Source organism: Streptomyces sp. QH1-20 (genome assembly GCF_041283565.1).
In the GTDB taxonomy this organism is placed as follows: domain Bacteria; phylum Actinomycetota; class Actinomycetes; order Streptomycetales; family Streptomycetaceae; genus Streptomyces; species Streptomyces syringius.
The window spans coordinates 4,554,794-4,578,910 of record NZ_CP166299.1 but is presented as its reverse complement, the minus strand read 5'-3'; the positions used below and the strand labels follow the sequence as shown (position 1 = coordinate 4,578,910).

Sequence of the window (24,117 nt, the reverse complement as noted above, 5' to 3'; positions counted from 1 at the left end):
AAGGGAGGGGCTGGGCCCCTCCCGGCCAGCAGGCTCCGGGGGGACGGCGGGCCCCCGCCGCCCCTCACACCTCCAGCAGAACCGTGAACGGGCCGTTGTTCGTCAGGGAGACCTTCATGTCCGCGCCGAAGCGGCCCGTTGCCACTTCGGCGCCCAGGGCGCGGAGCTGGGTGACCACCTCGTCGACCAACGGTTCCGCCACGGGACCCGGCGCCGCGGCGTTCCACGTGGGGCGGCGGCCCTTGCGGGCGTCACCGTAGAGAGTGAACTGAGAGATCACCAGCAGGGGTGCGCCCACGTCCGAGCAGGACTTCTCCTCGTCGAGGATCCGCAGCGACCACAGCTTGCGCGCCAGCTGCGCGGCCTTCGCCTCAGTGTCCTCGTGTGTCACTCCGACAAGCACACACAACCCCTCGCCGAGGATCTCGCCGACCACCGCACCGTCCACGACGACACTCGCGCCGTCCACTCTCTGCACCACTGCACGCATACGGACCATGATGCCCTGCGTCCATCCAGGGCTGTTCGGGTGCGGAGGCCCTGCGGGCGGGGCGGACACAGTGGCACGATGCGTACAGGCGGTGCGCATGCGGGCAACGTGATGTGACCGCACACCGCCCGAGGGGACGGATACGCATGCCCACACCCACCGAGGACGGCCCCATGCTCAAGGCAGTGGACAGTCTGAACCCCCGCCCGCCGAGCCAGCGTTCCGGCAGGCTCGCGGACGTCCCCGTGCGGCGGCTGGGCGATCTGCGGCTCGCGGAGCTGCGCGAGGTACGCCGGGACGCCCAGCGCGACGAGGCGGACCTCAGCTATGTGCGGCGGCTGCTCCAGGGCCGCATCGACATCCTGCGGGCCGAGCTGGCGCGCCGCGCGGCCCCGGGCTCCCCCCTCATGGAACGGCTCGTCGTCGACCGGCTGTCGGAGATCCTCGCGGACGTGCCGTCCGCCCACCGCTCCTCCGCCCGCCATGTGACGCTCGGAACACCGCACAGCGAGGAGTTCCGGCGGCTGGCCGAGGACATGCTGTCCGAGGTGGAGCTGTCCGACCTGGCCGCCCGGACGGACCACGAGCTGCACGAGGGGATGGCCCGCCTCGTGGCCTACGAGCGGCAGGTCTCCGGCCGCCGCCAGCAGCTGCAGCGCACGACCGACGATTGCAGTGCCGAGATCGCCCGCAGGTACCGTGAAGGGGAAGCACAAGTAGACGACCTCCTCTCCTGAGACCTCCGGGGGGCGGTCCGCACCACCTCCCCCCGGAAAGCCGACGATGACCACCTCGCTCCTCGCGCCCCCGCCCGCCGCCACCCACGGCATACCCCCGGTCCTCGCCGAGGTCGTACGTTCCGGCTTCGTCGAAGGCCACCACCGAGGCTCGCTGGTGCTGCTGGCCGCCGACGGAAGCGTCGAGCTGGCGCTCGGCGACCCGGCGGCCCCGGTCTACCCGCGCTCGGCCAACAAGCCCATGCAGGCCGCCGCCATGCTGCGGGCCGGGCTGGAGCTGTCCGGCGAGCGCCTGGCCCTGGCGGCGGCCAGCCACTCCGGCGAGGGCTTCCACCTGGAGCTGGTGCGCACGATGCTCACCGAGTTCGGCCTCCGGGAGAGCGATCTGCAGACCCCGCCCGACCTGCCGCTCGACCCGGTCGAGGCGGAGTCCTACCTGGCGGCGGGCCAGGTCCGCGAGCGCGTCACGATGAACTGCTCCGGCAAGCACGCGGCCATGATCGCCACCAGTGCCGCCAACGGCTGGCCGCTGGACTCCTACCTCGACCCCGCGCACCCGCTCCAGCGCCTGGTGCTGGACGTCGTGCAGGAGGCGAGCGGCGAGAGCGTCGCCCACGTGGGTACGGACGGCTGCGGGGCCCCGCTGATGGCCCTGACCCTCACCGGGCTGGCCCGGGCCTACCGCGCCTTCGTCCTGGCCGCGCCGGGCACCCCCGAGCGCCGGGTGGCGGACGCGATGCGCGCACACCCGGAGTACGTGGCCGGCACCCGCCGCCCCGACACCTGGCTGATGCGCGAGGTGCCCGGCGTGCTGTCGAAGATGGGCGCCGAGTCCGTCCAGGCCGTGGCCCTCCCGGACGGCCGTGCCCTCGCCTTCAAGATCGACGACGGCGCCCCGCGCGCCATGGGCCCCGTCCTGGCCCGCGCCCTGGAGCTGCTCGGCGTCGACTCCCCCGTCGTGGCCCGCATCGGCGAGATGCCGCTGCTGGGCGGCGCGGAGCGGGTGGGCTCGATACGAGCGGCGTTCTGAGGGCCCTCGGGCACGCCGAACGTCGCACACTCCGGGCCGCACGGAGAAATTCACGTGCGGCCCGCGCCACCCGCTGCCTAGCGTGACGGCATGAGTCTCGAAGTCCGCGCGCTCGAAGTCCGCGCGATCGACGAATCCGACCTCACCGACTGGAGCCGCGCCCTGCGCACCGGCTTCCTCATGCCCCCGGCGGTGACCGAGAAGGAGCTCGAGTACACCCGCGCGGGCATCGACATCGAGCGCGCCCAGGGTGCCTTCGACGACGGGTGCTGCGTCGCCACCTTCCGCAGCTTCGCGCAGCGGATCACCGTGCCCGGCGGCGCCGCGGTGACCGCGTCCGCGGTCTCCAATGTCACCGTCTCCCCGACGCACCGCCGGCGCGGGCTGCTCAGCCGCATGATGGACCGCGATCTGCGGGCCGCCAAGGAGCGCGGCGAGGCCGCCTCGACGCTGATCTCCGCCGAGTACCCGATCTACGGCCGGTACGGCTACGGCCCGGCCGTCTGGACCACCGAGTGGGAGATCGACGTCCCCCGTGCCGGGCTCGACCGGCGCTACACGGGCCCGGCGGAGGGCGGGCGCGTCGACCTCGTCGACGGCGCCGACGTCCGGCGCCTCGGCCCCGCCCTGCACGAGCGGCTGCGGGCCGTACGGCACGGCGTCGTCGACCGCGACACGCGGTGGTGGCAGAGCCGCACGGGCGAGCCGCCGCACCCCAGCTACCCCTGGACGGAGCCCTTCTACGCCGTCCACCGCTCCGCCTCCGGCAGCGTCGACGGCCTCCTCGTCTACACCGCCGACGATGTGTGGGAGGCCAAGAGGTCGCAGACCACGGCCACCGTCCGCGACTGCTTCGCGGTCACCCCCGAGGCCGAACGCGCCCTGTGGCACTTCCTGTTGTCGGTCGACTGGGTCGTCAAGGTCCGCACCGGCCACCGCGCCCCCGACGACCTGCTGCCGCTGCTGCTGCCCGACCCCCGCGCGGCCCGGACGCTCACGCACGCCGACTTCCTGTGGCTGCGCCCCCTCGACGTGCCGGCGCTGCTCCAGGCCCGTACGTACGCCACCACGGGCTCCCTCGTCCTCGACATCGCCGACCCGGCCGGGCTCGCCGCCGGCCGCTATCTCCTGGAGGCCGGACCGGACGGCGCCTCCTGCACCACGACCACGCGTCCGGCGGATCTCTCGCTGCCCGTCGGCGAATTGGGCACCCTGTACCTCGGCGACGAGTCCGCCACCCGGCTCGCCGCCCTGGGCCGGGTCACCGAGGAACGCCCCGGTGCGCTCACCCTCGCGGACGCAGCTCTGCGCACGGCGCGCCGGCCGTGGTGCCCGGACATCTTCTGATCCGGCCCTCAGGACCGCCACACCGGCCCCAAGTGCCCCGGGAAATAACGGACTTCCCGGGGCACTTGCCCTGAGTGGATGAACGGTCCACCAATAACGCTTGACCTCAACCATGCTTGAGGTTGGAAGCTTCTTCTCAGCGGCCCCACCGGCCGCCGCACGATCCAGAGATTTCCCGTAGCCAGGGGGGACCCCATGTCCGACAGCCCGTACCGCCTCGCCGTTGTCGTCGCCTCCACCCGCGAGGGCCGCTTCGGCCCGACGGTGGCCGGCTGGTTCGCCGAGCAGACCGCCCAGCGCGCCGACATCGAGGTGGACGTCATAGACCTCGCCGACCACCCGCTGCCGGTGAACCTGTCCAGCGACCCCGGCCCGGAGGCCGCCGCCCTGCTCGCCGAGGTGTCCCCGCGGCTCGCCGAGGCCGATGCCTTCGTCGTCATCACCCCCGAGTACAACCACAGCTACCCGGCCTCGGTGAAGAACCTCATCGACTGGCACTACACCCAGTGGCAGGCTAAGCCGGTCGGCTTCATCTCCTACGGCGGCCTCTCCGGCGGTCTGCGCGCCGTCGAGCACCTGCGCCCGGTCTTCGCCGAGCTGCATGCGGTGACCATCCGCGAGACGATCAGCTTCCACAGCCCGTGGGGCAAGTTCGACGACAACGGCCGCCACCTGGACGAGGAGGCCGGCACGGCCGCCGCCGGTGCCGCGAAGGTCATGCTCGACCAGCTGACCTGGTGGGCCCTGGCGCTGCGCGAGGCGCGCGCGACCCGCCCGTACGGCAACTGAGTCCCGTGCCCGCTTCGACGTTGTCCGCGCAGGTACGGGGGTCCCGCGCGGATTGTCCTGATGGCGGCGGGCCGTCCTGCCGCCTGCGGCGGCGGGCGCCCTGCGGGCGCGTCCTCAATCTCCGGACGGGCTGAATGGGTCAGTCCTGCGGAACGGCGACGTGCTGGCCGATGCCGCCGTCGACGTACAGCCTCTCGCCCGTGGTGAACGTCGCGTCCACGGCCAGGAACAGCGCGGCGCGGGCCACCTCGTCGGCCGTGCCGTGCCGCCGCATCGGGGTGGCGGTGTCACCCCACTGCTGCATGGCCTCGAACTCCTCGGGGGTCAGGCCCTGCACGCCACCACCAGGGGTGTCGATGAAGCCGGGCGACACCGCGTTGACGCGGATGCCCTGCCCCACCAGCTCCGAGGCGAGCGTCTGGGCGAAGGACCACAGGGCCGACTTCGTACCGGAGTAGACGCTCATTCCGGGCGGCGCCGTGATGTCGGCGACCGAGGTGGTGAAGACGATCGAGCCGCCCTCCGCGATCAGCGGCAGCAGGCGCTGCACGGTGAAGAACGCGCCCTTGGTGTTCACCGCGAACTGCTTGTCGTAGCTCTCCTCGGTGACCTGCGCGACCGGGGCCAGCTCCGATATGCCCGCGTTGACGAAGAGGTGGTCGATCCGGCCGAGCTTCTCCTCCACCGTGTCACCGAGCGCCGCGATGGCGGCCATGTCGGAGATGTCGGAGGCGACCACATGGGCCGACGAGCCGAGCTCGGTCCGCGCGTCCTTGAGGTTCCGGGGGTTGCGGCCGGTCAGCAGGACCTCCGCGCCGCCCTCGACGAGCCGCTTGGCGATGGCCAGTCCCATGCCCATCGTCCCACCGATGACGACGGCCTTCTTACCCGCATACGTGGTCATGTCCCGTTGCTCCCTGGGGTGTTCCGGCGGCTTCCGCGCACCGCCGGGTTCGTGGTGCCCACTGTGCCGAGGGGCGCTGTGGGTTTCCTGACGGTCCGCTGTCGGTGGGGCGGGTTACGGTTTCGGCATGGGGTTCGGGGGACGGTTCGGGGTGCTGGGCCCGCTGGTGGTCCGGGACGGCGCGGGAAAGCCGGTCAGGGTGCCGGAGGCCAAGGTCCGGGCGCTGCTGGCCGACCTGCTGGTGCACGAGGGACGGCCGGTCTCCGCCGACCGGCTGATCGACGATCTGTGGGCCGCGGATCTCCCGGCCCACCCCGCCAACGCCTTGCAGAACAAGGTCTCCCAGCTGCGCCGCGTACTCGGCCGTGACAGCGTGCTGCGCCAGCCCCCCGGATACCGGCTGCGGATCGACGACGGCGACGTGGACGCGGACCGCTTCCAGGCCCTGGTGGTCCGCGCCCGCGCCACGGACGACCCGCGGGCGCGGGCGGCCCTGCTGACCGAGGCGCTCGGACTCTGGCGCGGCCCGGCCTACGCCGACTTCGCCGACGAGGAGTTCGCCCGTACGGCGGCACTGCGTCTGGAGGAGCAGCGGCTGACCGTCCTGGAGGAGCAGGCCGAGGCACGGCTGGCGGCGGGTGAGCACGGCGCCCTCGTCGGGGAGCTCACCGCGCTCGTGGCCCGCCACCCGCTGCGCGAGCGGCTGCGCGCCGCCCAGCTGCGGGCGCTGTACCGCGCGGGGCGGCAGAGCGAGGCCCTCGCCTCGTACGACGAGCTGCGCGTCCGGCTGGCCGAGGAGCTGGGCCTGGACCCCGGCCCCGAACTGACCGCGCTCCACCGGTCGATCCTCGGCCAGGCCCCCGACCTGGCCGCCACGCCGGCCCCCGCCGCCGGCCCGCGCGCACAGCTGCCCACCCCGCTCACCCCCCTGGTCGGCCGGGAGCGGGCGGTGGCCGAGGCGAGCGCCCTGCTCACGGCCGGGCGCCTGGTGACGCTCACCGGCCCCGGCGGGGTCGGCAAGACCCGGCTCGCGATCGAGACCGCCGCCCGGCACGCCGACGCCTTCCCCGACGGGGTCCATCTCGTCGAGCTCGCCGGGCAGCGCGGTTCCGTCACCGAGCTCACCGAAGTGATCGCCACCGCGCTGGGCCTCCGCGACGACGGCGCCTCGGGCATGCCCATGCCCGCCGCGGCCACCCCGCCCGCCGACCGGCTGGCGGCGGCCCTCCGCGACCGCCGGGCCCTGCTCGTCCTGGACAACTGCGAGCACGTCGTCGAGCACGTCGCGCACCTCACGGCCCTGCTGCTGCGGGCCGCGCCCGGGCTGCGGGTCCTGGCCACCAGCCAGGAGCCGCTGGGGCTCGCGGGCGAGACCGTGCGGGCGGTGGAGCCACTGCCCGCCGCCGAAGCGGTACGCCTCTTCGCCGCCCGCGCGGCGGCCGCCGCCCCCGGCTTCGTCCTCGACGACACGACCACCGGGGCCGTCGAGGAGATCTGCCGGCGGCTCGACGGCCTCCCCCTCGCCCTGGAACTCGCGGCCACGCGCGTACGCGCGCTGGGCGTCCGCGAACTGGCCGACCGCCTCGACGACCGCTTCCGCGTCGTGACGGGCACCCACCGCGGCGCCCCACCGCGCCAGCAGACCCTCCGCGCGGTGATCGACTGGAGCTGGGAGCTGCTGACGGCCCCCGAGCGCATCGTGCTGCGCCGCCTCGCCGCGCACACCGACGGTTGCACGCTCCGGGCCGCGGAGGCGGTCTGCGCGGGCGACGGCGTACAGACCGAGGAGGTCCTCGATCTGCTGGCCCGTCTGGTCGACCGCTCCCTGGTGGTCATGACGGACGGCCCCCGGGGCCCGCGCTACCGCCTCCTCGAATCGGTCGCCGCGTACGGCACGGAACGCCTGCGGGAGATGGCGGACCTCGCGCCCGTACGCGCCCGCCACCTGCACCACTACACGGAACTGGCCGAGCGCGCCGCGCCCCGCCTCCGCGGCCCCGAGCAGGACCACTGGCTCGCCGTCCTCGACACCGAGACCGCGAACCTGCGCACGGCCCTCGACACCGCGCTCCGGCAGGGCCCGCCGGGATCGGCGCTGCGGCTGACCGCCGCCCTGTCGTGGTACTGGCTGCTGCGCGGCCGGCTGGGGGAGGCACGGCGGTCGCTGGAGAGCGCGCTGGCTTCTCCTGCCGGCGAGGCCGCGCTCCCCCTCCGGGCGGAAGTCCGTTCCCTGTGGGGCAGCTTCGCGTTGTTGTCGGGTGCCCGGCGGCCGCTGCCCCCGGCGGAGGAGACGGCGGACGCGGGGCCCTGTCCGCAGGCCCTGTGGTTCCGTTCGTACGCCCTGGGCAACGCGGGCGACCAGGCGGGCGCCGAGGCGCTCGTCGAACTCGCCCTGGCCGGCTTCCGCGAGCGGGGCGACCGGTGGGGCGTCGCGGCGGCACTCGGCCGGCGGGCGGTGGACGCCCTGATCCGCGGCGACATGGCGACGCTGAAGCACGACGGCGAGCGCAGCGCGGAGCTCTTCCGGGAACTGGGTGATCGTTGGGGCCAGTTGCAGAGCGTCTCCCCGCTGGCCGCGCTCGCCGAGATCGGCGGCGACTACGAGCGGGCCGGGGGCATCCAGCGCGACGGGCTGCGCCTGGCCGAGGAGCTCGGCCTGCGGGCCGAGGTCTCCTCGCGGCTGTCGGGCCTCGGCCGGCTCGCCCTGCTGGCCGGGGACCTGGACGGGGCGCGCGAGCTGCACGAGCGGGCCCGGCGGATCGCCGCCGAGCAGAGCTTCAAGTTCGGTGAGATATACGCCGAGATGGGCCTCGCCCTGGGGGCGCGCCGGGAGGGGGACCTGCCCACCGCCGAGACCTACCTCCGCCGGATCCGGGAGTGGTACGAGGAGGTGGCGCCGGAGCCCTCGGGCAACGCGCTGATCCTCGCCGAGCTGGGCTTCGTCGCCGAACAGCGCGGCGACGCGGACACCGCGCGGGCCCTGCACCTCCAGGGCCTGGAGACTGCCTGCCTGAACGGCGGTCCGCGTGCCATCGCCCTGGCCCTGGAGGGGCTTTCGGGGGTCGAGGTCCTGTCCGGGGACCCCGGGCGGGCCGCCTTCCTCCTCGGCGCGGCGGCGGCCACCCGCGAGTCGGCGGGCGCGCCCCTGCCGCCCGCCGAACGCGGCGACGTCGACCGGATCACCACGGCGGCCGAGGCCGCCATGGGAAAGGCGGCCTTCGCGGAGGCGTACGAGCGCGGCGGTTCCCTGTCGGGGACGGTGCCGCTTTCTGTCGGCTCGGGCCAGTGGCCGACGGCGTAGGCGTCGGGAGCCCGCGAAGGTCCGCCGGACAGGCCCTAGTCGACGAGTGCCAGTTCCGCGACGACCGCCCGGTGGTCGGATCCCCGCAGGGTGTGTTCGCTGACCGAGACCGCCGCCAGCCCACTGCCGTGCAGCACGTGGTCGAGCTGGAGCAGGGACGGCATGCCCGAGGCGTCGGCCGGCCAGGTCGGCGCCCAGCCGCGGCCGAGCTCCGCGTGGGAGTCGGTGAGTCCCGCGGACAGCAGCTTCCGCATGGGCGCGTGGTCGAGGGTCGCGTTGAAGTCCCCGAGGAACACCGTGTCCCGCCCCGAGTCCACCGCCTCGTCCCGCAGCTCCCGCATGTCCCGCGCCCAGCGCCGGGCATCGCCCAGCGGGTAGAGCGTGTGGACCGCCACCAGCCGCACCGTGCGCCCGCCGACCCTGACCGCGGCCGTCGTCTGCGGCCACACCGTGGCCCGGCCGCGCAGCAGACCGCCGCCCGTCAACGGCAGCCGGGAGTAGAGCGAGGAATCCGACTCCGGGTGCAGCTCGCGGTGCGGCATCAACTCGGCCATGCCCGCCTTGTCGAGCGCCGCGATCGCCTTCGGCGTCATCTCCTCCATGGCCAGCACGTCCAGCCGCTCGGCACGGACGAGCCGGACGATCGCCTCGGGATCGACCGCGCCCACATGCGCGTTGCTCGTGGCCACCCGCAACCGCGGCGCGCCCGCCGGCACGGTGTCCCTGTCGGGAACGAACCGGGGCACCGTCCAGGCAAGCTCCGTCACGACCAGCACAGCCGCCACCGCCGCGACCCACCACGACCGCAGCGCCAGCAACACCACCAGAACGACCACGGTGCCGACCACGGCGTACGGGAACCCGGCCATCGGCATGGCGAGCCAGGTCCCGTCGTCCAGCGATGTGGCTCGCGCCGCGATGAGGACGGCTGCGCCGGCCAGGGCTGTCGCGCAGGCGATCTGTAGGGCTGTCCGCACGGGACGTGGCATTCTCACGGCTGCCATTTTGCGGGGTCCCCTGCGCGGGGCCGTTGCCGCACCCGGCAACGGGTCAGTACCCAGCCGTGAACCTCGTCCGCACGTGACGCGGTCGTTCCACCTCGTCCAGGAGGACAACCGCCAGGTCCTCCATGGAGATCGAAGAGTTCCCCTCCGCATCAACCAGCAGCTCATCGCCGCCCAAGCGATACGTACCGGTCCGCACACCCGGCTCCAGGACCGCCGCAGGGCTCAGGTAAGCCCAGTCCACCTCGGTCTCCGCGCGGCAAGCGGCAAGTTGCGCGTTGCAGGCCAGGGCGATGCCCCGCCAGTCCGCGGGGAAGTCGGGGCCGTCGATCACGGTGGTGCCTCCCGTGCCGGGGATGATCAGGCTGCCCGCGCCACCGACGACCAGCAGCCGCACGCCGGTGTGGGAGAGTCCGGCGAGCAACCCCTCCGTGGCTTTGACGAGTTCGCCCTCGCTGCCCGGTGCCGGGCGGGTCGCGCCGATCACGACGTCCTGGCCGGTGCTCAGCCGGGCCACGTCGTCAGGGTTCGAGGCGTCGCCGACGCGGGCCTCGGCCCCGGCGGGCAGTTGGGGGAAGCGGGCGGAGTTCCGTACGACGGCGGTGACCTCGTGGCCCCGGGACAACCCTTCGGTCACCACTCGGCTGCCGACGTTGCCCGCTGCTCCGAAGACGGTGATGCGCATGATTTTCGAGCTCCTTGTGAAGAGGGGGCGGATCAGCGGGAAGAGGAAACCGTCGGGGCCGGTTCAGGGGTCGCCACCGGGGTCTTTGGTCGCGCCGCCCGGGGGGCCATCTGCGCCACGACGAGGGCGCCGAGGACGACGATTCCGCCCAGTGACTGGCCGACGGTGAGTTCCTGGTCGAGCACGAGCCAGCCGAGCGTGGTGGCGACGAGGGGGCTGAGCAGTCCGAGGAAGGTCACGTTCGTCGGGGACAGGGCACGGATGCCCCGGAACCACAGGACGTAGGCGAGGGCCGCGCCGATGATCGCGAGGTAGCCGTAACCGGCCAGGTTCGCGGTGCTGAGCGTCGTCGGCGGGGGGCCTTCCACGGCGAGGGCGACCGGGAGCAGCAGCAGACCGCCCGCGACGAGCTGCCAGCCGGTGGTCGCCAGCAGGGGTGCGGGGGAGGTCCACCGCTTGCTGAGGACGATTCCGGTGGCCATGACCACCGCACTGGCGGCGGCGGCCGCGACGCCTATGACGTCCAGCCCGGCGTCGGCCCGCAGGACGAGCAGGCTGACACCGCCGACCCCCGCGACGCCGGCGAGCGCGGTACGCGTGGACACCCGCTCGCCGAGCAGTCCGGCGGACAGGCCGACGACCAGCAGGGGTTGCAGGGAGCCGATGGTGGCGGCGACCCCGCCGGGCAGCCGGTAGGCGGCGACGAACAGCAGGGCGAAGAACGCCCCGATGTTGAGGGCGCCGAGCACCAGCGCGCGCCACCACCACACGCCCCGCGGCAGCCGCCGGGTGATCGCCACGAGCAGGAGGCCTGCCGGGAGGGCGCGCGCCACGGCCGCCAGCAGGGGGCGGTCCGGCGGCAGCAGTTCGGTGGTGACGAGGTAGGTGGTGCCCCAGATGACGGGCGCCAGCGCGGTCACGAGGATGATGCCGATCCGATTGCTTAGCACTAAGACAACATATCTCACCGCTAAGAGAATTGGCTAGAGTGGAGTCATGGCAGACCATGTGGACCGAGTGCTGGAACAGTGGGCCGAGCGCCGCCCCGACCTGGACGTATCGCCGATGGCGGTGATCGGGCGGCTGTCCCGGCTGCACCGGCTGATCGACACCGAGCTGGGCCGCACCTTCGCCGCGCACGGCCTCGACAAGGCGTCCTTCGACGTCCTGGCCACCCTGCGCCGCAGCGGACCGCCGCCGTATTCGCTGACCCCGGCCGGGCTGATGCGTTCGTCGATGGTCACTTCGGGTGCCATCACCCAGCGCCTCGACCGGCTGGAGGCCCGGGGCCTGGTGACCCGCACGCCGAGCGCCTCGGACGGCCGCGTCGTGCACGTCACCCTCACCGAGGAGGGTCTCGCCCTGATCGACCGGGCCCTGCCCGACCACGTCGCCACCGAGGAGCGCATCCTCGCCGCGCTCTCGCGCCCCCAGCGGGACGCACTCGCCGAGGGACTCCGCGATCTCCTGGAGTCCCTCGACGGCACCGTGTGATCAGGCGGCGATGACGTGCTCGTCGACCTTCCGCTCCGCGGGGACCCCCCGGGGGCGGCGCAGCACGGTGAAGGCGACCGCGAAGGCGACGACGAGCAGCCCGGCGCCCACGGCGAAGGCCAGGTGGTAGCCGCCGGTCAGCGCCTCGGCCCGGCTCCGCCCGTCCGCGAGGAGGGCGTCGGTGCGGGAGGCCGCGAGCGTGGAGAGCACCGCGACGCCCAGGGCCATGCCGATCTGCTGGGTGGTGTTGAAGAGCCCGGAGGCGAGCCCGGCGTCCTCGCCTCCCGCGTCCGACATGCCGAGGGTGGTCAGCGCCGGGAGGGCGAGCCCGAAGCCGGCGGCGAGCAGCATCACCGGGAGCAGGTCGACGAGGTAGTTCGCGTGGACCGGGAGGCGGGTGAGCCACCCGAGGACCCCGATCAGGAGGGCGAGCCCGGCCAGCAGGACGTTGCGCTCGCCGAAGCGGGCGTTCAGACGGGCGGAGACGCCCAGTGACACCGCGCCGATGACCACCGCCGCGGGAAGCATCGCCAGACCGGTTCCGGCGGCGCCGTATCCGAGCACCTGCTGCATGTAGAGGGCGACGAGGATCTGGAAGGAGAAGAGGGCGGCCACCATGAGGACCTGGACCAGGTTGGCGCCCGCGACGCTCCGCGAGCGGAGGATCCGCAGCGGCATGAGCGGCGCCGCGGCGGTGGCCTGACGGGCGACGAACGCGGCGAGCAGCACGCCGGCGAGGGCGCCGAGGCCGAGCGTGTGCGCCGACGTCCAGCCGTACTCCGCCACCTTGACGACGGTGTAGATCCCGAGCATCAGCCCCGCGGTGACGAGGACGGCGCCGAGGACGTCGGCCCCGGCCCCGCGCCCGGCCCCGCGGTCGGCGGGCAGCGCGGGCACGGCGAGGGCGAGGGCCGCGAGCCCGATCGGCAGGTTGATGAAGAAGATCCAGTGCCAGTCGAGCGCGTCGGTCAGGACACCGCCGAGCACCTGGCCCAGCGAGGCACCGGCCGCGCCGGTGAAGCTGAACACGGCGATCGCCTTGGCGCGTTCGGCGGGCCGGGTGAACAGCGTGACGAGGATGCCCAGGCTGACCGCGGAGGACATCGCGCTTCCGACCCCTTGCAGGAACCGGGCGGCTATCAGCGTCGCGGGGGACGCGGCCACGCCCGCCAGCAGCGAGGCGGCGGTGAACACGGCGGTGCCGGCCAGGAACATGCGCTTGCGGCCGATCAGATCGCCGAGCCGCCCGGCGAGCAGCAGCAGACCGCCGAAAGCGATCAGGTAGGCGTTGACGGTCCAGCTGAGGCCGGCGGGCGAGAAGCCCAGATCGCTCTGGATGGCCGGCATCGCCACCGTCACGATGCTGCCGTCGAGGACCGTCATCAGCATCCCCGCGGCGAGGACACCGAGGGCCGGCCAACGCGACTGCCCTCGCTCTCGCGGGAGGGGAGCGGCGGAGGGAAGAGCGGGTGCGGCAGGCATGGCGGTCTCTCCTGTCAGTCGTGGCGACAGGAGAGACCGTAGCAGATAGTTTTGTTGTAGACGATCTATTTCGGAGCGGTTCCTGACCTCCGGACCCCTTACCGACCCGGGGCTACCGCGCCCTCACTTCTCGCGCTGACGCGCGCGGCGAGCCGGCCGGGGCCCCTCGACGGGAACGGCGAGATGCCCGGTGACCAGGAGTTTCAGGGCCTGCAGCAGGGCCTTGCGGTCACCCTCGGGGAGCGCCGACAACGCCTCCTCGTGCACCCGGTCGACGATCTCCTGACTGCGCGTGGCAACCCGGGCCCCCTCCTCGGTGACCGCGATGATCCGGGCCCGCCGGTCCCGGGCCGACGGCCGCCGCTCGGCGAGCCCGGCCTTCTCCAGGGCGTCCACGGTCACCACCATCGTGGTCTTGTCCATGTCCCCGATCTCGGCGAGCTGGGCCTGGGTGCGCTCCTCCTCCAGGGCATGGACCAGCACGCAGTGCATGCGCGCGGTCAGCCCGATCTCCCCCAGCGCCGCCGCCATCCGCGTGCGCAGCACGTGACTGGTGTGGTCGAGCAGGAAGGAGAGGTCGGGTTCGGTGCGGGCGGGCGCCATGGCAGTCATGCGCGTCAGCGTAACAATTCGATCCGTGACGGATGATCCGGAAATTGACCTTCTCGGGGTCGGGGCCCTGCCGCGCGCGGCGCGCGACCGGCGAAAACACGAAACCCCGCCCCGGCGAAGGCGCCGGGGCGGGGTCGTGGTGTCGGTCCGGGAGCTGCGGTGTCAGCCCGGGAAGGTTCAGCCGAGCTTGCCCAGCTGCGCGTCGGCGACAGCCTTCGGCTGCTCGGCCTTGCCGGCGAGGCTCATGGCGAAGAGGGTCGCGAGCGTGCTGCCCTTGCGCGACGCCACCACGTGGGTCGCGTTGGTGGCGCCCTCCGCGTCGAGCGTCAGCGTGAAGGCGACCGCCTCGTCGCCACCGCTGAAGGTGGCGGGCTCGACCTTGGAGATCTTGGTCTTGTCCGAGCCGACGATCATGGTGAAGCCGCCGGTGCAGGCCTTGCCCGCCGCGGTCAGCTTGGCGAGGGCCTCCTGGGCGCCCTTGCCCTCGTAGGAGCCGAGGACATCGGAGGTGATCGTCGCGCCGAGGGCGTTCAGACCGGCCTTCGCCTTCTCCTCGGGGGAAGCGTTCTCGGCGGGCTTCGCCGGCATCGCCATGATCTTGCGCACCGCGGTCGCGGCGGGCTTGCCACCGGACTGGAGCGTCATGGCGTCGAGGAGCGGCTTGCACTCGGCCTTGTCGGTGGTGGCGGCCTTCACCGAGGCGAGGTCCGCCTCGCTCGCGTTGGTGACCTTGTGGTCCTTCAGGTCGCCGTCGACGAGCATGAGCTTGTCCAGCTCGGCCTTGGTGAGGACCTTGCCGGCGGACGCGCTCTCCTTGCCCTTCTCCTTGCCCTCGGAGGAGGCATCGGCGGCGGGCTTGTCGGACGAACCGCAGGCGCCGACGAGCAGCGCGAGCGAAACGGCCGAGGCGGCGACGGCGGTACGGCGAACGATGGTGCGGCGCATGAAACGGCTTTCCTTCTGTCTCGGTGAACAACGCTCCCCACGCGAAGTTCACTCGACCGGTGACACGCGGAATTTGTTGTGGACACTGAAAATAAGGCCTGTTCCCGCCTTGCGATCAGGGGAATGCCCCTGTCCACGTCAATCGTGACGCCCACGCAATCCCAGGGCCATCCAATCGAGACGCATTCACGTACAACCTTTACCGGCGTGACCGACGCCACTCCGGGCGGACCGCCGGCTCGACCCGGCGGTCCCGGGCCGCTGACCGTCAGGAGGCGACCGGGACGGCGGCCGGGGCGGCGGCCATGACGGGGTAGTCGGTGTACCCGGCCTCTCCGCCCACGTACATCAGGCCCTTGTCCCCCACCGGATTGAGCGGCGCGCCGACGCGCAGCCGTTCGACGAGGTCGGGGTTGGCCAGAAACGCGCGGCCGAGGGAGATCAGGTCGGCTCCCGCGGTCAGCAGCCGCTCGCCCGCCTCCCGGCCGCCGTCGGCGGGCAGCGGCACACCCCAGCCCAGCACGGGGTTGGCCATCAGGGTGCCCGGCCAGGCCTTCCGGATCTCCTGGAAGAGGGGCTGCTCCGGGTCGGCGAAGACGATGTGCAGATAGGCCAGGCCGAGGTCCGCCAGCGCCTCGACGAGGGCCGGGTAGATGCTCTCGGTGTCGCCCTCGTCGACGCCGTTGAAGGTCACACCCGGGGAGATCCGCAAGCCCACCCGGTCGGGACCGATCGCGTCGGCGACGGCCCGGACCACCTCGACGGCGAAACGGATACGCCCGGCGACCGAGCCGCCGTAGGCGTCGGTGCGGTGGTTGCTGCCCTGCGCCATGAACTGGTGCAGGAGGTGACCGTTGGCGCCGTGCACCTCCACTCCGGCGAAGCCGGCGGCCACGGCGTTACGGGCGGCGGCGGCGAAATCGGCCACCGTGGAACGGATGTCCTGAAGGGACATCTCCCGGGGCACCACGGCCTCCTGGCGGCCGCTGGGGGTGTGGATCGTCTCCGGGAGCGGTATCGGCGAAGGCGCGACCGGCGTCAGCCCGCTGTTGTCGGGGTGGCCGGCCCGGCCGCCGTGCTGCAGTTGCAGGAACATCCGGCCACCCGAGGCCCGCACCGCGTCGGTGACGTTCCGCCATCCGGCCACATGCGCGTCGTTGTAGATCGCGGGGATGTTGGGATAGGTCTGCCCCACGGCGTTCGGCGTGGCGGCCTCGGCGATGATCAGGCCGGCGGAGGCGCGCTGCGCGTAGTACGTGGCCATGATCGGCGTGGGGACGCCGTCGGCACCGGCACGATTGCGGGTCAGCGGCGCCATCACCAGACGGTTCGGCAGCGCCAGAGGGCCGAGGCGGGTGGGCTCGAAGAGGCGGGAGTCAACGCGGGCGTTCGTCATGCCCGTACGGTAAAAGTTGACACTGGTGTCAGGTTCAAATGAGCACGGCGGCGGACGGGGTGGGGCATGCGGATCGGTGAACTGGCTGAACGCACCGGCGTGAGCGAGCGTTCGTTGCGCTATTACGAGGCGCAGGGCCTGCTGAGGGCCGAGCGCACCCCCAGCGGCCACCGCGTCTACGGCGACTGGGCCGTCGACCGGGTCATCCGCATCCAGGCGCTCTACGCCGCAGGGCTGAACAGCAAGAAGATCGCGCTGCTGCTCCCGTGTATGCGGGACACCGACGGCGGCCCGTCCGAGATCGCCACTCCTCAGCTGGTCACCGAACTCGCCACGGAACGGGACCGCATCAATCGAATGATCACCGATCTGATCCGCTCCCGCGACGTCCTGGACGAAGTGATCGACACGGCGTCGGACCGCCTCCGGCCCGCCCGGGCCGAACCGTAGCGGCGGGCACGGGGAGGAGGCGGCCCGGCGGTCACGGCTTCCCCGGCCCGACGCATTCGGCCAGCACGTCGGCGATCACGCAGCTGACGTTGTCGGGACCGCCGGACTCATTGGCCAGGGCGACGAGCCGGCGTACGGCCTCCTCCGGATCGTCGACCGTGGTGAGGACCCGGCACACGTCCTCCGTCGGCACCACGGCGGACAGCCCGTCGGAGCACAGCAGATAGCGGTCCCCGGGCCGGGCGTCATGCAGCCGCAGGTCCGGGCTTGCGCCACCGCCCCCGGCCAGGGCTCGTATCAACAGCGACCGCTGCGGATGGGACGCGGCTTCCTCCGGGCTGATGCGTCCCTCGTCGACCAGTGACTGCACCATGGTGTGGTCGTGGGTGATCTGGAACAGCTCTCCGTCACGCAGCAGGTAGGCGCGGGAGTCGCCGATGTGGACGAGGGCCAGCTGCGATCCGGTCCAGAGCATCGCGGTGAGCGTGGTGCCGATCTCTTGCGGGGAAGGGTCGGTCCCGGCGACGCCGCGCACGGCCCGGCCGGCGTGTTCGACGGCGTCCTCGAGGGCGTTCAGGAGATTGCCTGCCGGAATGCCGTCGGATTCCAGGCACTTGAGGGCCTCGATGGCCGCGGCGCCGGCGGGCGCGCCGCCGCGGCCGAACCCGTCGGCGACGGCGAGCAGTCGGGAACCGGCGTAGACGGTGTCCTGATTGCTCTCGCGAACCAGGCCGGCGTCGGACAGCGCGGCGTAACGGATGCCCAGGGGCTGGGTGTTCGGGGACATGGCAGGGTCCTTCCAGGACAGATGGCCGATGAGGAAGGTGGCCAGATCCCGCCGTGCGGCGGTGTCGGCCTCGACCTCGGCCCAGAAGGCGCGGACCTCCCGCGCCGCCGCGTCCGCCTCCAACCCGCAGACATGCTGGATGCGGGCCAGGGGCATCCCCAGACGGCGGAGCCAGGCGACCAGGCGGGCCTGGTCCAGCTGCTCCGGGGCGTAGAGGCGGTAGCCGGTCACCGGGTCGACGCGGGCGGGGGTCAGCAGGCCCAGTTCGTCGTAGAGACGCAGTGCCTTCGGTGACAGCCGGGACGCCTTCGCGAACGCCCCGATGGTCAGCAACCCCATGCTCGCTCCTCATCGTGCCGGGCTCTTCGCCCGGCTCCTGTGATGCTGTGGCCTCCCCCAAGGTGAAGGTCAACCGGCGGCTTCCCGAGCCGCCGACCCGGTGTGCCGACTAGGGACGTCGGGCCAGTGCGGCATCGGCGGCGGCGAGGATGTTGCCGAAGGTGCGGGTGATGATCGGCCGCGCGACGCGCCGGGTGAGGAAGGGGCCCAGCAACGGGACGGGGATCTCGGCGCGGGTGGTCCAGCACACCCGGGTGCCGCCGTCGGTCTCGGTGAACGTCATACGGCCGACTTCGTGCCTGGCCGGCGGCAGGCTGCGCTCGACGACGTACTCGGTGGCGTACGGCGGGTCGTAGTGGCTGATGCGCTCCCGGAACCAGCCGATCATCCACAGGTGACTGCGCACCGCGCCGAGACCGTACGGCGCGGTCTCACCGCGCCGGGTCAGACGGCAGCGCAACACCAGAGGTGAGGCGGTGTAGTTGGTGGTCGTGGTGAGCCAGGCGAAGACGTCGTCGATCGGGGCGTCGATGGTGCGCTCGACGATCATGGTTTCCATGGCTGGCGTTCTCCCCTGTTGAGTGGGCGCACCGCATCGGCGCGGTGCAGCTTGTCCGGGTTGCGCATGACGTAGAGGCCGGTGATCTGTCCGTCGTGGATCTCGAAGGCGAGCAGCCAGTCGAGTTCGCCGTCGGTGAGGGAGCGTGCCGCGGGCATGCCGTTGTAGGTGGCGTGCTCGATGCGGGTCGTCGCGGTGACGCTGGTGCGGGCCACCCCGAGGACGAACCGCGCCACGTCGGCGCGGCCCGTGATGGGGTAGCGGGCGGCGGACACCTTCCCGCCGCCGTCGGAGACCTGCACGACGTCGGGTGCCAGCAGGTCCATCAGCGCCTGGACCTCGCCGGTCGTCGTCGCGTGCAGGAACCGGTGGACGATCTCCCGGGTGGCCGCGGAGTCGGGCTCGAAGCGGCGGCGCCGCGCGTGGACGTGCCGGCGTGCGCGGTGGGCGATCTGCCGGACGGTGACCTCGGTCTTCCCGATCGAGGCGGCGATCTCGCCGTGGGTGTAGCCGAACACGTCGTGCAGCACGAACACCGCGCGCTCGGCCGGGTTCAGCGTCTCCAGCACGAGCATCATGGCCATCGACACCGACTCGCTGAGGATCACGTCCTCGCTCACCTCGGGTGCGGTGCGGATCGGCTCGGGCAGCCAAGTGCCGACGTATTCCTCGCGCCGCGCCTTGACCGCGCGCAGGTGGTTGAGGGCCTGTCGGGTCACCACACGGACCAGGTAGGCACGCGGGTGCTCGACCGCGGCCTGATCGACCGCGCTCCACCGCAGATAGCTCTCCTGCAGCACGTCCTCGGCGTCGGTTGCACTGCCCAGCATCTCGTAGGCAATGGTGAACAACAGCGAACGGTGCTCGGTGAAAGCGTCCCCCACCATCGGCTCCTCTCTTCGGCCACCCATGAGACACACCATGCCCGCGAACCGTGACAGCCCGCCGCTGTGATCCGCTTCACACGGGCGCGGCGGGGGCTGCGGACGCGGCCCTGTGTCGGTGAACAACCCGACGCGGCTACCGTTTTGGCCATGCCCGAACTGAAAGCGCGGAATGTCGGCCCGTTCGGAATCGAGATCGCCTACGAACGTCTCGGTGCACCCGACGCACCGCCGGTCCTTCTGATCACGGGGGCCGGGGCACAGATGATCAATTGGCCGGAGGGCTTCTGTCAGGCACTGGTGGACCGTGGCCTGCAAGTGATCCGGTTCGACACCCGCGACAGCGGCCGGTCGACACACTTCCCCGACGCGCCCGTGCCGGACTTCCCGGCGGCCCTGACCGGTGACCTCTCGACGGCGTCCTACTCGCTCTCCGACCTGGCGGCCGACACCGACGGTCTGCTCGACGCGCTCGGCCTGGACGGCGTGCACCTCGTCGGCACCTCGATGGGCGCGATGATCGCCCAGATGGTCGCGATCGAGCACCCGGACCGGGCCCGCTCGCTGACGTCGATGATGTCCACGACCGGTGAACCCGGCGTGGGCGAGGCCGACTTCTCGGTATTCGCCGAGCTGGGAGCACCGCCGCAGGACCGGGAGGCGTTCGTCGAGTGGCAGGTGCGCGCCCTGCGCCTCGCCGCGTCACCGGGATTCACGTTCGACGCGGCCGCCGCGGCCGAACGGTCCGGCCGGGTCTTCGACCGCGGCTACGACGCCCTCGGCATGCGACGCCAGGCCCTCGCGGTCATGGCAACGGGCGACCGCACCGCACGGCTGCGCACCCTGCGGCTGCCCACCCTGGTGATGCACGGCGCCTCGGACGTCGTCTGCGATGCCAGTGGCGGCCGGGCCACGGCTGCCGCGGTCCCCGGTGCCGAACTGGTGATCCTGGAGGGAATGGGCCACCACCTCCCCCAAGAGCTATGGCCCGAGCTCGCCACGCGCATCGCCACGCTCGTCCACCGCGCCGAGGGCTATCCGTCTCGCTGAAGCTGCGGCGGCACGGATCGATCTCGACCCCACGTCACCCATTCGTACCGACCGTGCGGGGCAGGGACGTCCCCTTTCGGCGTTCCAGGCGGCGCGTATCGTCGCTGGTCAAGGTGGGTGTCACCGTTCTACCGTCCCGAAGTGGGGGGAGGGTTCTGGTGATGGGGACGCTCTCGTCCTTACGTTCGGGACGTCAAGGCGCCGCCCCGCCGGTTCCGACCGAACCAGCGGGTGAGCGGGCCGAAGTCTCAGAACCAGGGAGGTCGCCTTGCGTCGTCTCGTGCGCACACTCGGCATACTCGGCGGGAGCACTCTGCTCACGCTCGGTCTCACTCAGTCGGCCAATGCCGCAGTCGGGAAATTGCACCTCGGGCAACGCGTCATCACCGATCCCGCCCGGCAGTCGTGCCATACCGCACCCGCGTTGAACTTGATGGTGACCAACTACACCAACTCCCCGGTGGCGGTCTTCGACCAGCCGGGATGCGGAGGCAACGTCATCGGCATGGTGTGGCCGGTCAACAACGGCTTCTTCCCCAGGGGATGGAGCGTCCGCGTCATGCAGTGAACAGGAAGCTCAACTGATCCCGGTGGCGATGCGACCGAGCCCGGACCGCCGGTCCGGGCTCGCGGTCCGGGGGCAGCCCGCCAAGGCCGACGGCCGCTGAGCCTGAGTCCTCGTTCCATCGCTCCTCGTGATCGATTCACCGCGCAAGGCATTTGGCACCAACGCCTCCGACCGGCAACGCGCAGCCGAGATCTACAGTCGATTCAGGACGCTGGCTGACGCATATGGCGAGCGCTTGCAACTGATCATCGCCGACAATGCCCCCCGCCCATCACCAGCGACTCCTTCGGCAAGGTGGAATTCGACTACGAGAACCCCATGGTGCCCGGCGTGGATCACCCCGGTCCTGATCAGGTCACTCGCATCGAGAGCCAGTCAGATAGCTGACGATCTGGGTGTCTCGCGAGAGACGGTACGCAAGTGGCGGTCCCGGTACGCCGCGAACCGGCTGGAGAGCCTGGCGGACCGACCGTGTTCGGGGCCACCGCGAAGGATCACCGACGAGCAGGTCGAAGCCCTAGTCGCCAGGACGCTCGGCCAGGCGCCACCGACGGGTGATTCGCCCTGGTCGACACGTTCAACGGCCGAGGCGGAGGGCATGTCGCAGTCAGCCGTCTCGCGGATCTGGCGGGCGTTCGGCCTCAAGCCGCACATCGTGGAGACCTGGAAGCTGTACCGACCCTCAGTTCGTGACCAAGGTCCGCGACGTGGTGGGCATCTACCTCGCCCCGCTGGAGAACGCTTTGGTCCTGGCGGCAATTGGCCGACGTCACCGCCCCGAGGGTCAGTAGGGTGGATTCATGCCGAAGAATGAACCGTTCATCATCGACGGAGTCACTTACGACCGCGATTCAGCTCCGGGAGAGGGCGGATCAGCCGTGGTGTGGAAGGTTCGCCGTAAGCCCGACGGTCAGGTGTTCGCAGTCAAACGGATTAAGAAGAACCGCGACGCGGACTCCGCTCGCAACAAGCGTTTCAAGCAGGAGATCGAGTACGGGCAGACATCGAGCCACCCGAACGTCGTGAGTATCCACGCGCGCTCAGAGGACGCGAACTTCTTCTACTACGTCATGGACTTCTACCCTATGACGCTGCGAAACGTGATCAACGCCGAAACCGATGCTGACGTGCTTCTCGACTACGCGCGCCAGCTCTGCGATGCGCTCGCGTACGTGCACGGCGACGGCATAGTGCATCGCGACATCAAACCTGAGAATGTCCTCGTCGACCCTGATGCGCGTCGGCTCGTCCTGGCCGACTTCGGCATCGCGCATTTCAAGGACTCCTTGCTCACGAATCGCGGGGACCTCTTGGTGAACCGGAACTACCTCGCTCCCGAGCAGATGGTGAGGAACAACGCCCTCGGTATCGGCAAGCCGGCGGATATCTTTGCGCTCGGCCTCGTCATAACCGAGATGTTCACGAAGCAGAACGCCCGAGGGCGCCGACACGTGCTTGTGCGCGACCGCTACCCCTTCCTGGCCGACCTCGACCTGATCATTGAACAGATGCTGCTCCAAGACGAGGCGCAGCGGCTCCGAATCGACACCGTACGCGGCATGCTTCGGGTAACCCTTCAGCGGCTCGACTCGGCAATCGAGGAGATCTCCGATGATCTGCGCCCCAACGAAGCGCCCGCCGACAGCTCGTCCGGCGAGGTCGAGCGGATCCTCGGCCGTGCCGCGAGAGACGTGCTGTCGGCGAAGCATGTCTTCGAGCGGGTGGCCGACGGAGAGCTCGACCGATTCAACCTCAACTATCACTGCGAGGTTGCGTACCGGGTGAGCACGGAGCTGTTCAATACGTGTGCTCAAGCCGTTGTGTATGCCTCGTGCAAGGCGAAGTTCGACTATGAGGGCGCCGGGCGGTGGGACGAGAACGACGACGCTCTCGTGGTGTCGGCCGCCAAGCCGGGACTCCAACGCGAGCTGGAGACGATTCTGGCTGATTTCCCCCTCCCTCGGTCTTCGCGCTGGGGCGGTCTGCCACGGCGGTCGGCTCACTTGTTCCGGTTCTGCAAGGACTACCACTGCGAAGAGCTGCTGACGAGCATCCGTGAATCTGTCTATGGTGAAGGCAATCGCTCGTTGCGGGCGAATCTGATCAACGCCCCGATCCTCTGGATCACCCGCTGGATGCGTACGAATCTGGACACCGACTACCTGGAGTTCGACAAAACAGTTCGCGAGGACATCGGTTTCGAGCGCCACCTCTCGGTGCTCTGGGACGAGACGCTTCCGTTGAATTCGGCCCGAGAGGCGGTGGGAGCGGATCTGTTGACCGGGCCGCTCAACGCCGACCGCGTCGCCGGCACACTGCAGGCGCTTGAAGCGAAGTGGGATGTCTCGGTGGGAGAGCTCGTAGACGGTGGGTACTCGGTCATGTTCCGGTCACGCAACACCTACCGCTGCTTCCGCGACGAGGCGCTCGACCTCGCTGAACCGGGCTCAGTATTCGAAGCCGACGTCCTCGATCTGCTCCGTCCTGAGGCGGAGTTCGACGACCTCGTCGCGCTCACATGGGATCGGGACTTCGACGTGGCCGTCACGCTCGGGAAGGTCCTCGGCACCCTGACGCGCTAGTGTCCTGAGTCCAGAGTTCAAGGGCGGTCATAGGACGGGGTGGTGCCTGGTCCGAAGCCGTTGTCGCTGGAGTTGCCTGATCACGAACGTCAGGTGCTGCGTGGCTGGTTGCGTAAGCGGACGGCGTATCAGGCGTTGGTGTTGCGGTCGAGGATCGTGCTGGCGCCCGCGCCGGGCGGGACGACCGCACGGCTCTCGATCTGGGTGTCTCGCGGGAGACGGTGCGCAAGTGGTGGGCCCGATTCCTGGCGAATCGGCTGGAGGGTGGCTCAACCTCGTCGAGCGCTGGTTCGCCGAACTGGCCTGCCGCAAACTCCGCCGCTCGGCCCAGCACAGCGTCGCCGAACTCGAACGGGACATCCGCGGCTGGATCAACGAGTGGAACAAGAACCCCAAGCCGTTCGTCTGGGCGAAGACCGCCGGCCACACCCCTCGACACCCTAGCTGCATACTGCACACGAATTAACGACTCAGGAGACTAGAGATCTCTAAGGGCTGGGGGTAGGGGGATTGGAGGTCGAATCCGATCAGGCCGGTCCGGCCGGGTTTGGCTGGCTCGATCAGTGCTGGACACTGGCCGGATCGCCGGGATTGTGCGCCGCCGTTTCGGCGTCGACGGCACCCGGGCCGGGCTGCACTTGCTGCCACGTTCGAAGCTCCAGCCGGACAGGGCGATGCGGCC

At 71.2% G+C, this 24,117-nt stretch carries 22 protein-coding genes and 2 pseudogenes; 12 read left to right on the top strand and 12 right to left on the bottom strand.

Features of this window, described 5'->3' with window-relative positions; all coding sequences use genetic code 11:
• Window positions 1-64 precede the first annotated feature (64 nt).
• Entirely contained in the window at window positions 65-490 is a 426-nt protein-coding gene (gene dtd, locus AB8O64_RS20810; protein ID WP_184736266.1) for a D-aminoacyl-tRNA deacylase, read from the bottom strand.
• A gap of 146 nt (window positions 491-636) precedes the next feature.
• Here dtd and AB8O64_RS20805 point away from each other — a divergent pair, with 146 nt between their 5' ends.
• The 4 genes from AB8O64_RS20805 (at window position 637) to AB8O64_RS20790 (ending at window position 4,393) form a co-directional block, all read left to right on the top strand.
• Window positions 637-1,227, top strand: a complete 591-nt coding sequence (locus AB8O64_RS20805) for an AmfC protein (RefSeq protein ID WP_365215930.1) — start codon at window positions 637-639, stop codon at window positions 1,225-1,227.
• Between the two features lie 46 nt (window positions 1,228-1,273).
• Window positions 1,274-2,257 carry an asparaginase gene (locus AB8O64_RS20800; protein WP_370420599.1) on the top strand — a complete coding sequence of 328 codons (984 nt, stop codon included), beginning with the start codon at window positions 1,274-1,276 and terminating at the stop codon, window positions 2,255-2,257.
• A gap of 90 nt (window positions 2,258-2,347) precedes the next feature.
• Window positions 2,348-3,604 carry a GNAT family N-acetyltransferase gene (locus AB8O64_RS20795; protein WP_370420597.1) on the top strand — a complete coding sequence of 419 codons (1,257 nt, stop codon included), beginning with the start codon at window positions 2,348-2,350 and terminating at the stop codon, window positions 3,602-3,604.
• A gap of 195 nt (window positions 3,605-3,799) precedes the next feature.
• A complete protein-coding gene (locus AB8O64_RS20790; RefSeq protein WP_370420596.1) occupies window positions 3,800-4,393 on the top strand; it encodes an NADPH-dependent FMN reductase in 594 nt (197 codons plus the stop codon).
• A gap of 139 nt (window positions 4,394-4,532) precedes the next feature.
• Here the strand turns inward: AB8O64_RS20790 and AB8O64_RS20785 are convergent, their stop codons facing one another.
• Entirely contained in the window at window positions 4,533-5,297 is a 765-nt protein-coding gene (locus tag AB8O64_RS20785; RefSeq protein ID WP_370420594.1) for an SDR family oxidoreductase, read from the bottom strand.
• 127 nt (window positions 5,298-5,424) lie between these two features.
• Here AB8O64_RS20785 and AB8O64_RS20780 point away from each other — a divergent pair, with 127 nt between their 5' ends.
• Complete coding sequence (locus AB8O64_RS20780; RefSeq protein ID WP_370420593.1) at window positions 5,425-8,598, top strand: BTAD domain-containing putative transcriptional regulator; 3,174 nt, start codon at window positions 5,425-5,427, stop codon at window positions 8,596-8,598.
• 35 nt (window positions 8,599-8,633) lie between these two features.
• Here the strand turns inward: AB8O64_RS20780 and AB8O64_RS20775 are convergent, their stop codons facing one another.
• From AB8O64_RS20775 to AB8O64_RS20765, 3 genes are all read right to left on the bottom strand, one after another.
• Window positions 8,634-9,587 carry an endonuclease/exonuclease/phosphatase family protein gene (locus tag AB8O64_RS20775; protein WP_370423912.1) on the bottom strand — a complete coding sequence of 318 codons (954 nt, stop codon included), beginning with the start codon at window positions 9,585-9,587 and terminating at the stop codon, window positions 8,634-8,636.
• A gap of 61 nt (window positions 9,588-9,648) precedes the next feature.
• Window positions 9,649-10,287, bottom strand: a complete 639-nt coding sequence (locus tag AB8O64_RS20770; protein ID WP_370420591.1) for an NAD(P)-dependent oxidoreductase — start codon at window positions 10,285-10,287, stop codon at window positions 9,649-9,651.
• Window positions 10,288-10,319: 32 nt separating this feature from the next.
• Complete coding sequence (locus AB8O64_RS20765; RefSeq protein WP_370420590.1) at window positions 10,320-11,237, bottom strand: EamA family transporter; 918 nt, start codon at window positions 11,235-11,237, stop codon at window positions 10,320-10,322.
• Between the two features lie 46 nt (window positions 11,238-11,283).
• Here AB8O64_RS20765 and AB8O64_RS20760 point away from each other — a divergent pair, with 46 nt between their 5' ends.
• On the top strand, window positions 11,284-11,781 hold the full coding sequence (locus AB8O64_RS20760) for a MarR family transcriptional regulator (RefSeq protein WP_361934730.1): 498 nt from the start codon (window positions 11,284-11,286) through the stop codon (window positions 11,779-11,781).
• Here the strand turns inward: AB8O64_RS20760 and AB8O64_RS20755 are convergent, their stop codons facing one another.
• From AB8O64_RS20755 to AB8O64_RS20740, 4 genes are all read right to left on the bottom strand, one after another.
• Window positions 11,782-13,263 (bottom strand): MFS transporter, encoded by a 1,482-nt coding sequence (locus tag AB8O64_RS20755; protein WP_370420588.1) that lies wholly within the window; start codon window positions 13,261-13,263, stop codon window positions 11,782-11,784. It lies immediately after the preceding gene.
• A gap of 123 nt (window positions 13,264-13,386) precedes the next feature.
• Window positions 13,387-13,875, bottom strand: a complete 489-nt coding sequence (locus AB8O64_RS20750) for a MarR family winged helix-turn-helix transcriptional regulator (RefSeq protein WP_370420586.1) — start codon at window positions 13,873-13,875, stop codon at window positions 13,387-13,389.
• Window positions 13,876-14,052: 177 nt separating this feature from the next.
• Window positions 14,053-14,820, bottom strand: coding sequence for a hypothetical protein (locus AB8O64_RS20745; RefSeq protein ID WP_370420584.1), 768 nt, complete (start codon window positions 14,818-14,820; stop codon window positions 14,053-14,055).
• A 268-nt stretch (window positions 14,821-15,088) separates the two neighbouring features.
• Window positions 15,089-16,216, bottom strand: a complete 1,128-nt coding sequence (locus tag AB8O64_RS20740) for an alkene reductase (RefSeq protein ID WP_370420582.1) — start codon at window positions 16,214-16,216, stop codon at window positions 15,089-15,091.
• Window positions 16,217-16,282: 66 nt separating this feature from the next.
• Between AB8O64_RS20740 and AB8O64_RS20735 the strand changes: the two genes are divergently transcribed.
• Entirely contained in the window at window positions 16,283-16,666 is a 384-nt protein-coding gene (locus AB8O64_RS20735; protein WP_370420580.1) for a MerR family transcriptional regulator, read from the top strand.
• A gap of 31 nt (window positions 16,667-16,697) precedes the next feature.
• Here AB8O64_RS20735 and AB8O64_RS20730 read toward each other — a convergent pair whose 3' ends face one another.
• The 3 genes from AB8O64_RS20730 to AB8O64_RS20720 form a co-directional block, all read right to left on the bottom strand.
• On the bottom strand, window positions 16,698-17,792 hold the full coding sequence (locus AB8O64_RS20730; protein WP_370420578.1) for a MerR family transcriptional regulator: 1,095 nt from the start codon (window positions 17,790-17,792) through the stop codon (window positions 16,698-16,700).
• Between the two features lie 109 nt (window positions 17,793-17,901).
• Window positions 17,902-18,351, bottom strand: coding sequence for an SRPBCC family protein (locus AB8O64_RS20725; protein ID WP_370420576.1), 450 nt, complete (start codon window positions 18,349-18,351; stop codon window positions 17,902-17,904).
• Window positions 18,339-19,238: an RNA polymerase sigma-70 factor gene (locus AB8O64_RS20720; RefSeq protein WP_370423911.1), complete on the bottom strand. Its 900-nt coding sequence runs from the start codon at window positions 19,236-19,238 to the stop codon at window positions 18,339-18,341. The genes AB8O64_RS20725 and AB8O64_RS20720 overlap by 13 nt, the downstream gene beginning before the upstream one ends.
• A gap of 147 nt (window positions 19,239-19,385) precedes the next feature.
• On the opposite strand from AB8O64_RS20720, the gene AB8O64_RS20715 reads away from it, so the two are divergent.
• From AB8O64_RS20715 to AB8O64_RS20695, 5 genes and pseudogenes are all read left to right on the top strand, one after another.
• A complete protein-coding gene (locus tag AB8O64_RS20715) occupies window positions 19,386-20,285 on the top strand; it encodes an alpha/beta fold hydrolase (RefSeq protein WP_370420574.1) in 900 nt (299 codons plus the stop codon).
• Between the two features lie 268 nt (window positions 20,286-20,553).
• On the top strand, window positions 20,554-20,853 hold the full coding sequence (locus tag AB8O64_RS20710; protein WP_370420572.1) for a hypothetical protein: 300 nt from the start codon (window positions 20,554-20,556) through the stop codon (window positions 20,851-20,853).
• A 127-nt stretch (window positions 20,854-20,980) separates the two neighbouring features.
• Window positions 20,981-21,421, top strand: a pseudogene (locus tag AB8O64_RS20705) (helix-turn-helix domain-containing protein); the annotation flags it as partial.
• A 232-nt stretch (window positions 21,422-21,653) separates the two neighbouring features.
• Entirely contained in the window at window positions 21,654-23,435 is a 1,782-nt protein-coding gene (locus AB8O64_RS20700; protein WP_370420570.1) for a serine/threonine-protein kinase, read from the top strand.
• Between the two features lie 253 nt (window positions 23,436-23,688).
• Window positions 23,689-23,917, top strand: a pseudogene (locus AB8O64_RS20695) (IS630 family transposase); the annotation flags it as partial.
• Window positions 23,918-24,117 lie beyond the last annotated feature (200 nt).

Bases quoted from the DNA above. Each gene is read 5' to 3' on its own strand.
- AB8O64_RS20745 (WP_370420584.1), bottom strand. From the start codon at position 14,820: ATGCGCCGCACCATCGTTCGCCGTACCGCCGTCGCCGCCTCGGCCGTT.
- AB8O64_RS20775 (WP_370423912.1), bottom strand. From the start codon at position 9,587: ATGCCACGTCCCGTGCGGACAGCCCTACAGATCGCCTGCGCGACAGCC.
- AB8O64_RS20805 (WP_365215930.1), top strand. From the start codon at position 637: ATGCCCACACCCACCGAGGACGGCCCCATGCTCAAGGCAGTGGACAGT.
- AB8O64_RS20795 (WP_370420597.1), top strand. From the start codon at position 2,348: ATGAGTCTCGAAGTCCGCGCGCTCGAAGTCCGCGCGATCGACGAATCC.
- AB8O64_RS20730 (WP_370420578.1), bottom strand. From the start codon at position 17,792: ATGGGGTTGCTGACCATCGGGGCGTTCGCGAAGGCGTCCCGGCTGTCA.
- AB8O64_RS20780 (WP_370420593.1), top strand. From the start codon at position 5,425: ATGGGGTTCGGGGGACGGTTCGGGGTGCTGGGCCCGCTGGTGGTCCGG.
- AB8O64_RS20740 (WP_370420582.1), bottom strand. From the start codon at position 16,216: ATGACGAACGCCCGCGTTGACTCCCGCCTCTTCGAGCCCACCCGCCTC.
- dtd (WP_184736266.1), bottom strand. From the start codon at position 490: ATGCGTGCAGTGGTGCAGAGAGTGGACGGCGCGAGTGTCGTCGTGGAC.
- AB8O64_RS20700 (WP_370420570.1), top strand. From the start codon at position 21,654: ATGCCGAAGAATGAACCGTTCATCATCGACGGAGTCACTTACGACCGC.
- AB8O64_RS20785 (WP_370420594.1), bottom strand. From the start codon at position 5,297: ATGACCACGTATGCGGGTAAGAAGGCCGTCGTCATCGGTGGGACGATG.
- AB8O64_RS20770 (WP_370420591.1), bottom strand. From the start codon at position 10,287: ATGCGCATCACCGTCTTCGGAGCAGCGGGCAACGTCGGCAGCCGAGTG.
- AB8O64_RS20725 (WP_370420576.1), bottom strand. From the start codon at position 18,351: ATGGAAACCATGATCGTCGAGCGCACCATCGACGCCCCGATCGACGAC.
- AB8O64_RS20720 (WP_370423911.1), bottom strand. From the start codon at position 19,238: ATGGTGGGGGACGCTTTCACCGAGCACCGTTCGCTGTTGTTCACCATT.
- AB8O64_RS20800 (WP_370420599.1), top strand. From the start codon at position 1,274: ATGACCACCTCGCTCCTCGCGCCCCCGCCCGCCGCCACCCACGGCATA.
- AB8O64_RS20735 (WP_370420580.1), top strand. From the start codon at position 16,283: ATGCGGATCGGTGAACTGGCTGAACGCACCGGCGTGAGCGAGCGTTCG.
- AB8O64_RS20755 (WP_370420588.1), bottom strand. From the start codon at position 13,263: ATGCCTGCCGCACCCGCTCTTCCCTCCGCCGCTCCCCTCCCGCGAGAG.
- AB8O64_RS20750 (WP_370420586.1), bottom strand. From the start codon at position 13,875: ATGACTGCCATGGCGCCCGCCCGCACCGAACCCGACCTCTCCTTCCTG.
- AB8O64_RS20790 (WP_370420596.1), top strand. From the start codon at position 3,800: ATGTCCGACAGCCCGTACCGCCTCGCCGTTGTCGTCGCCTCCACCCGC.
- AB8O64_RS20760 (WP_361934730.1), top strand. From the start codon at position 11,284: ATGGCAGACCATGTGGACCGAGTGCTGGAACAGTGGGCCGAGCGCCGC.
- AB8O64_RS20715 (WP_370420574.1), top strand. From the start codon at position 19,386: ATGCCCGAACTGAAAGCGCGGAATGTCGGCCCGTTCGGAATCGAGATC.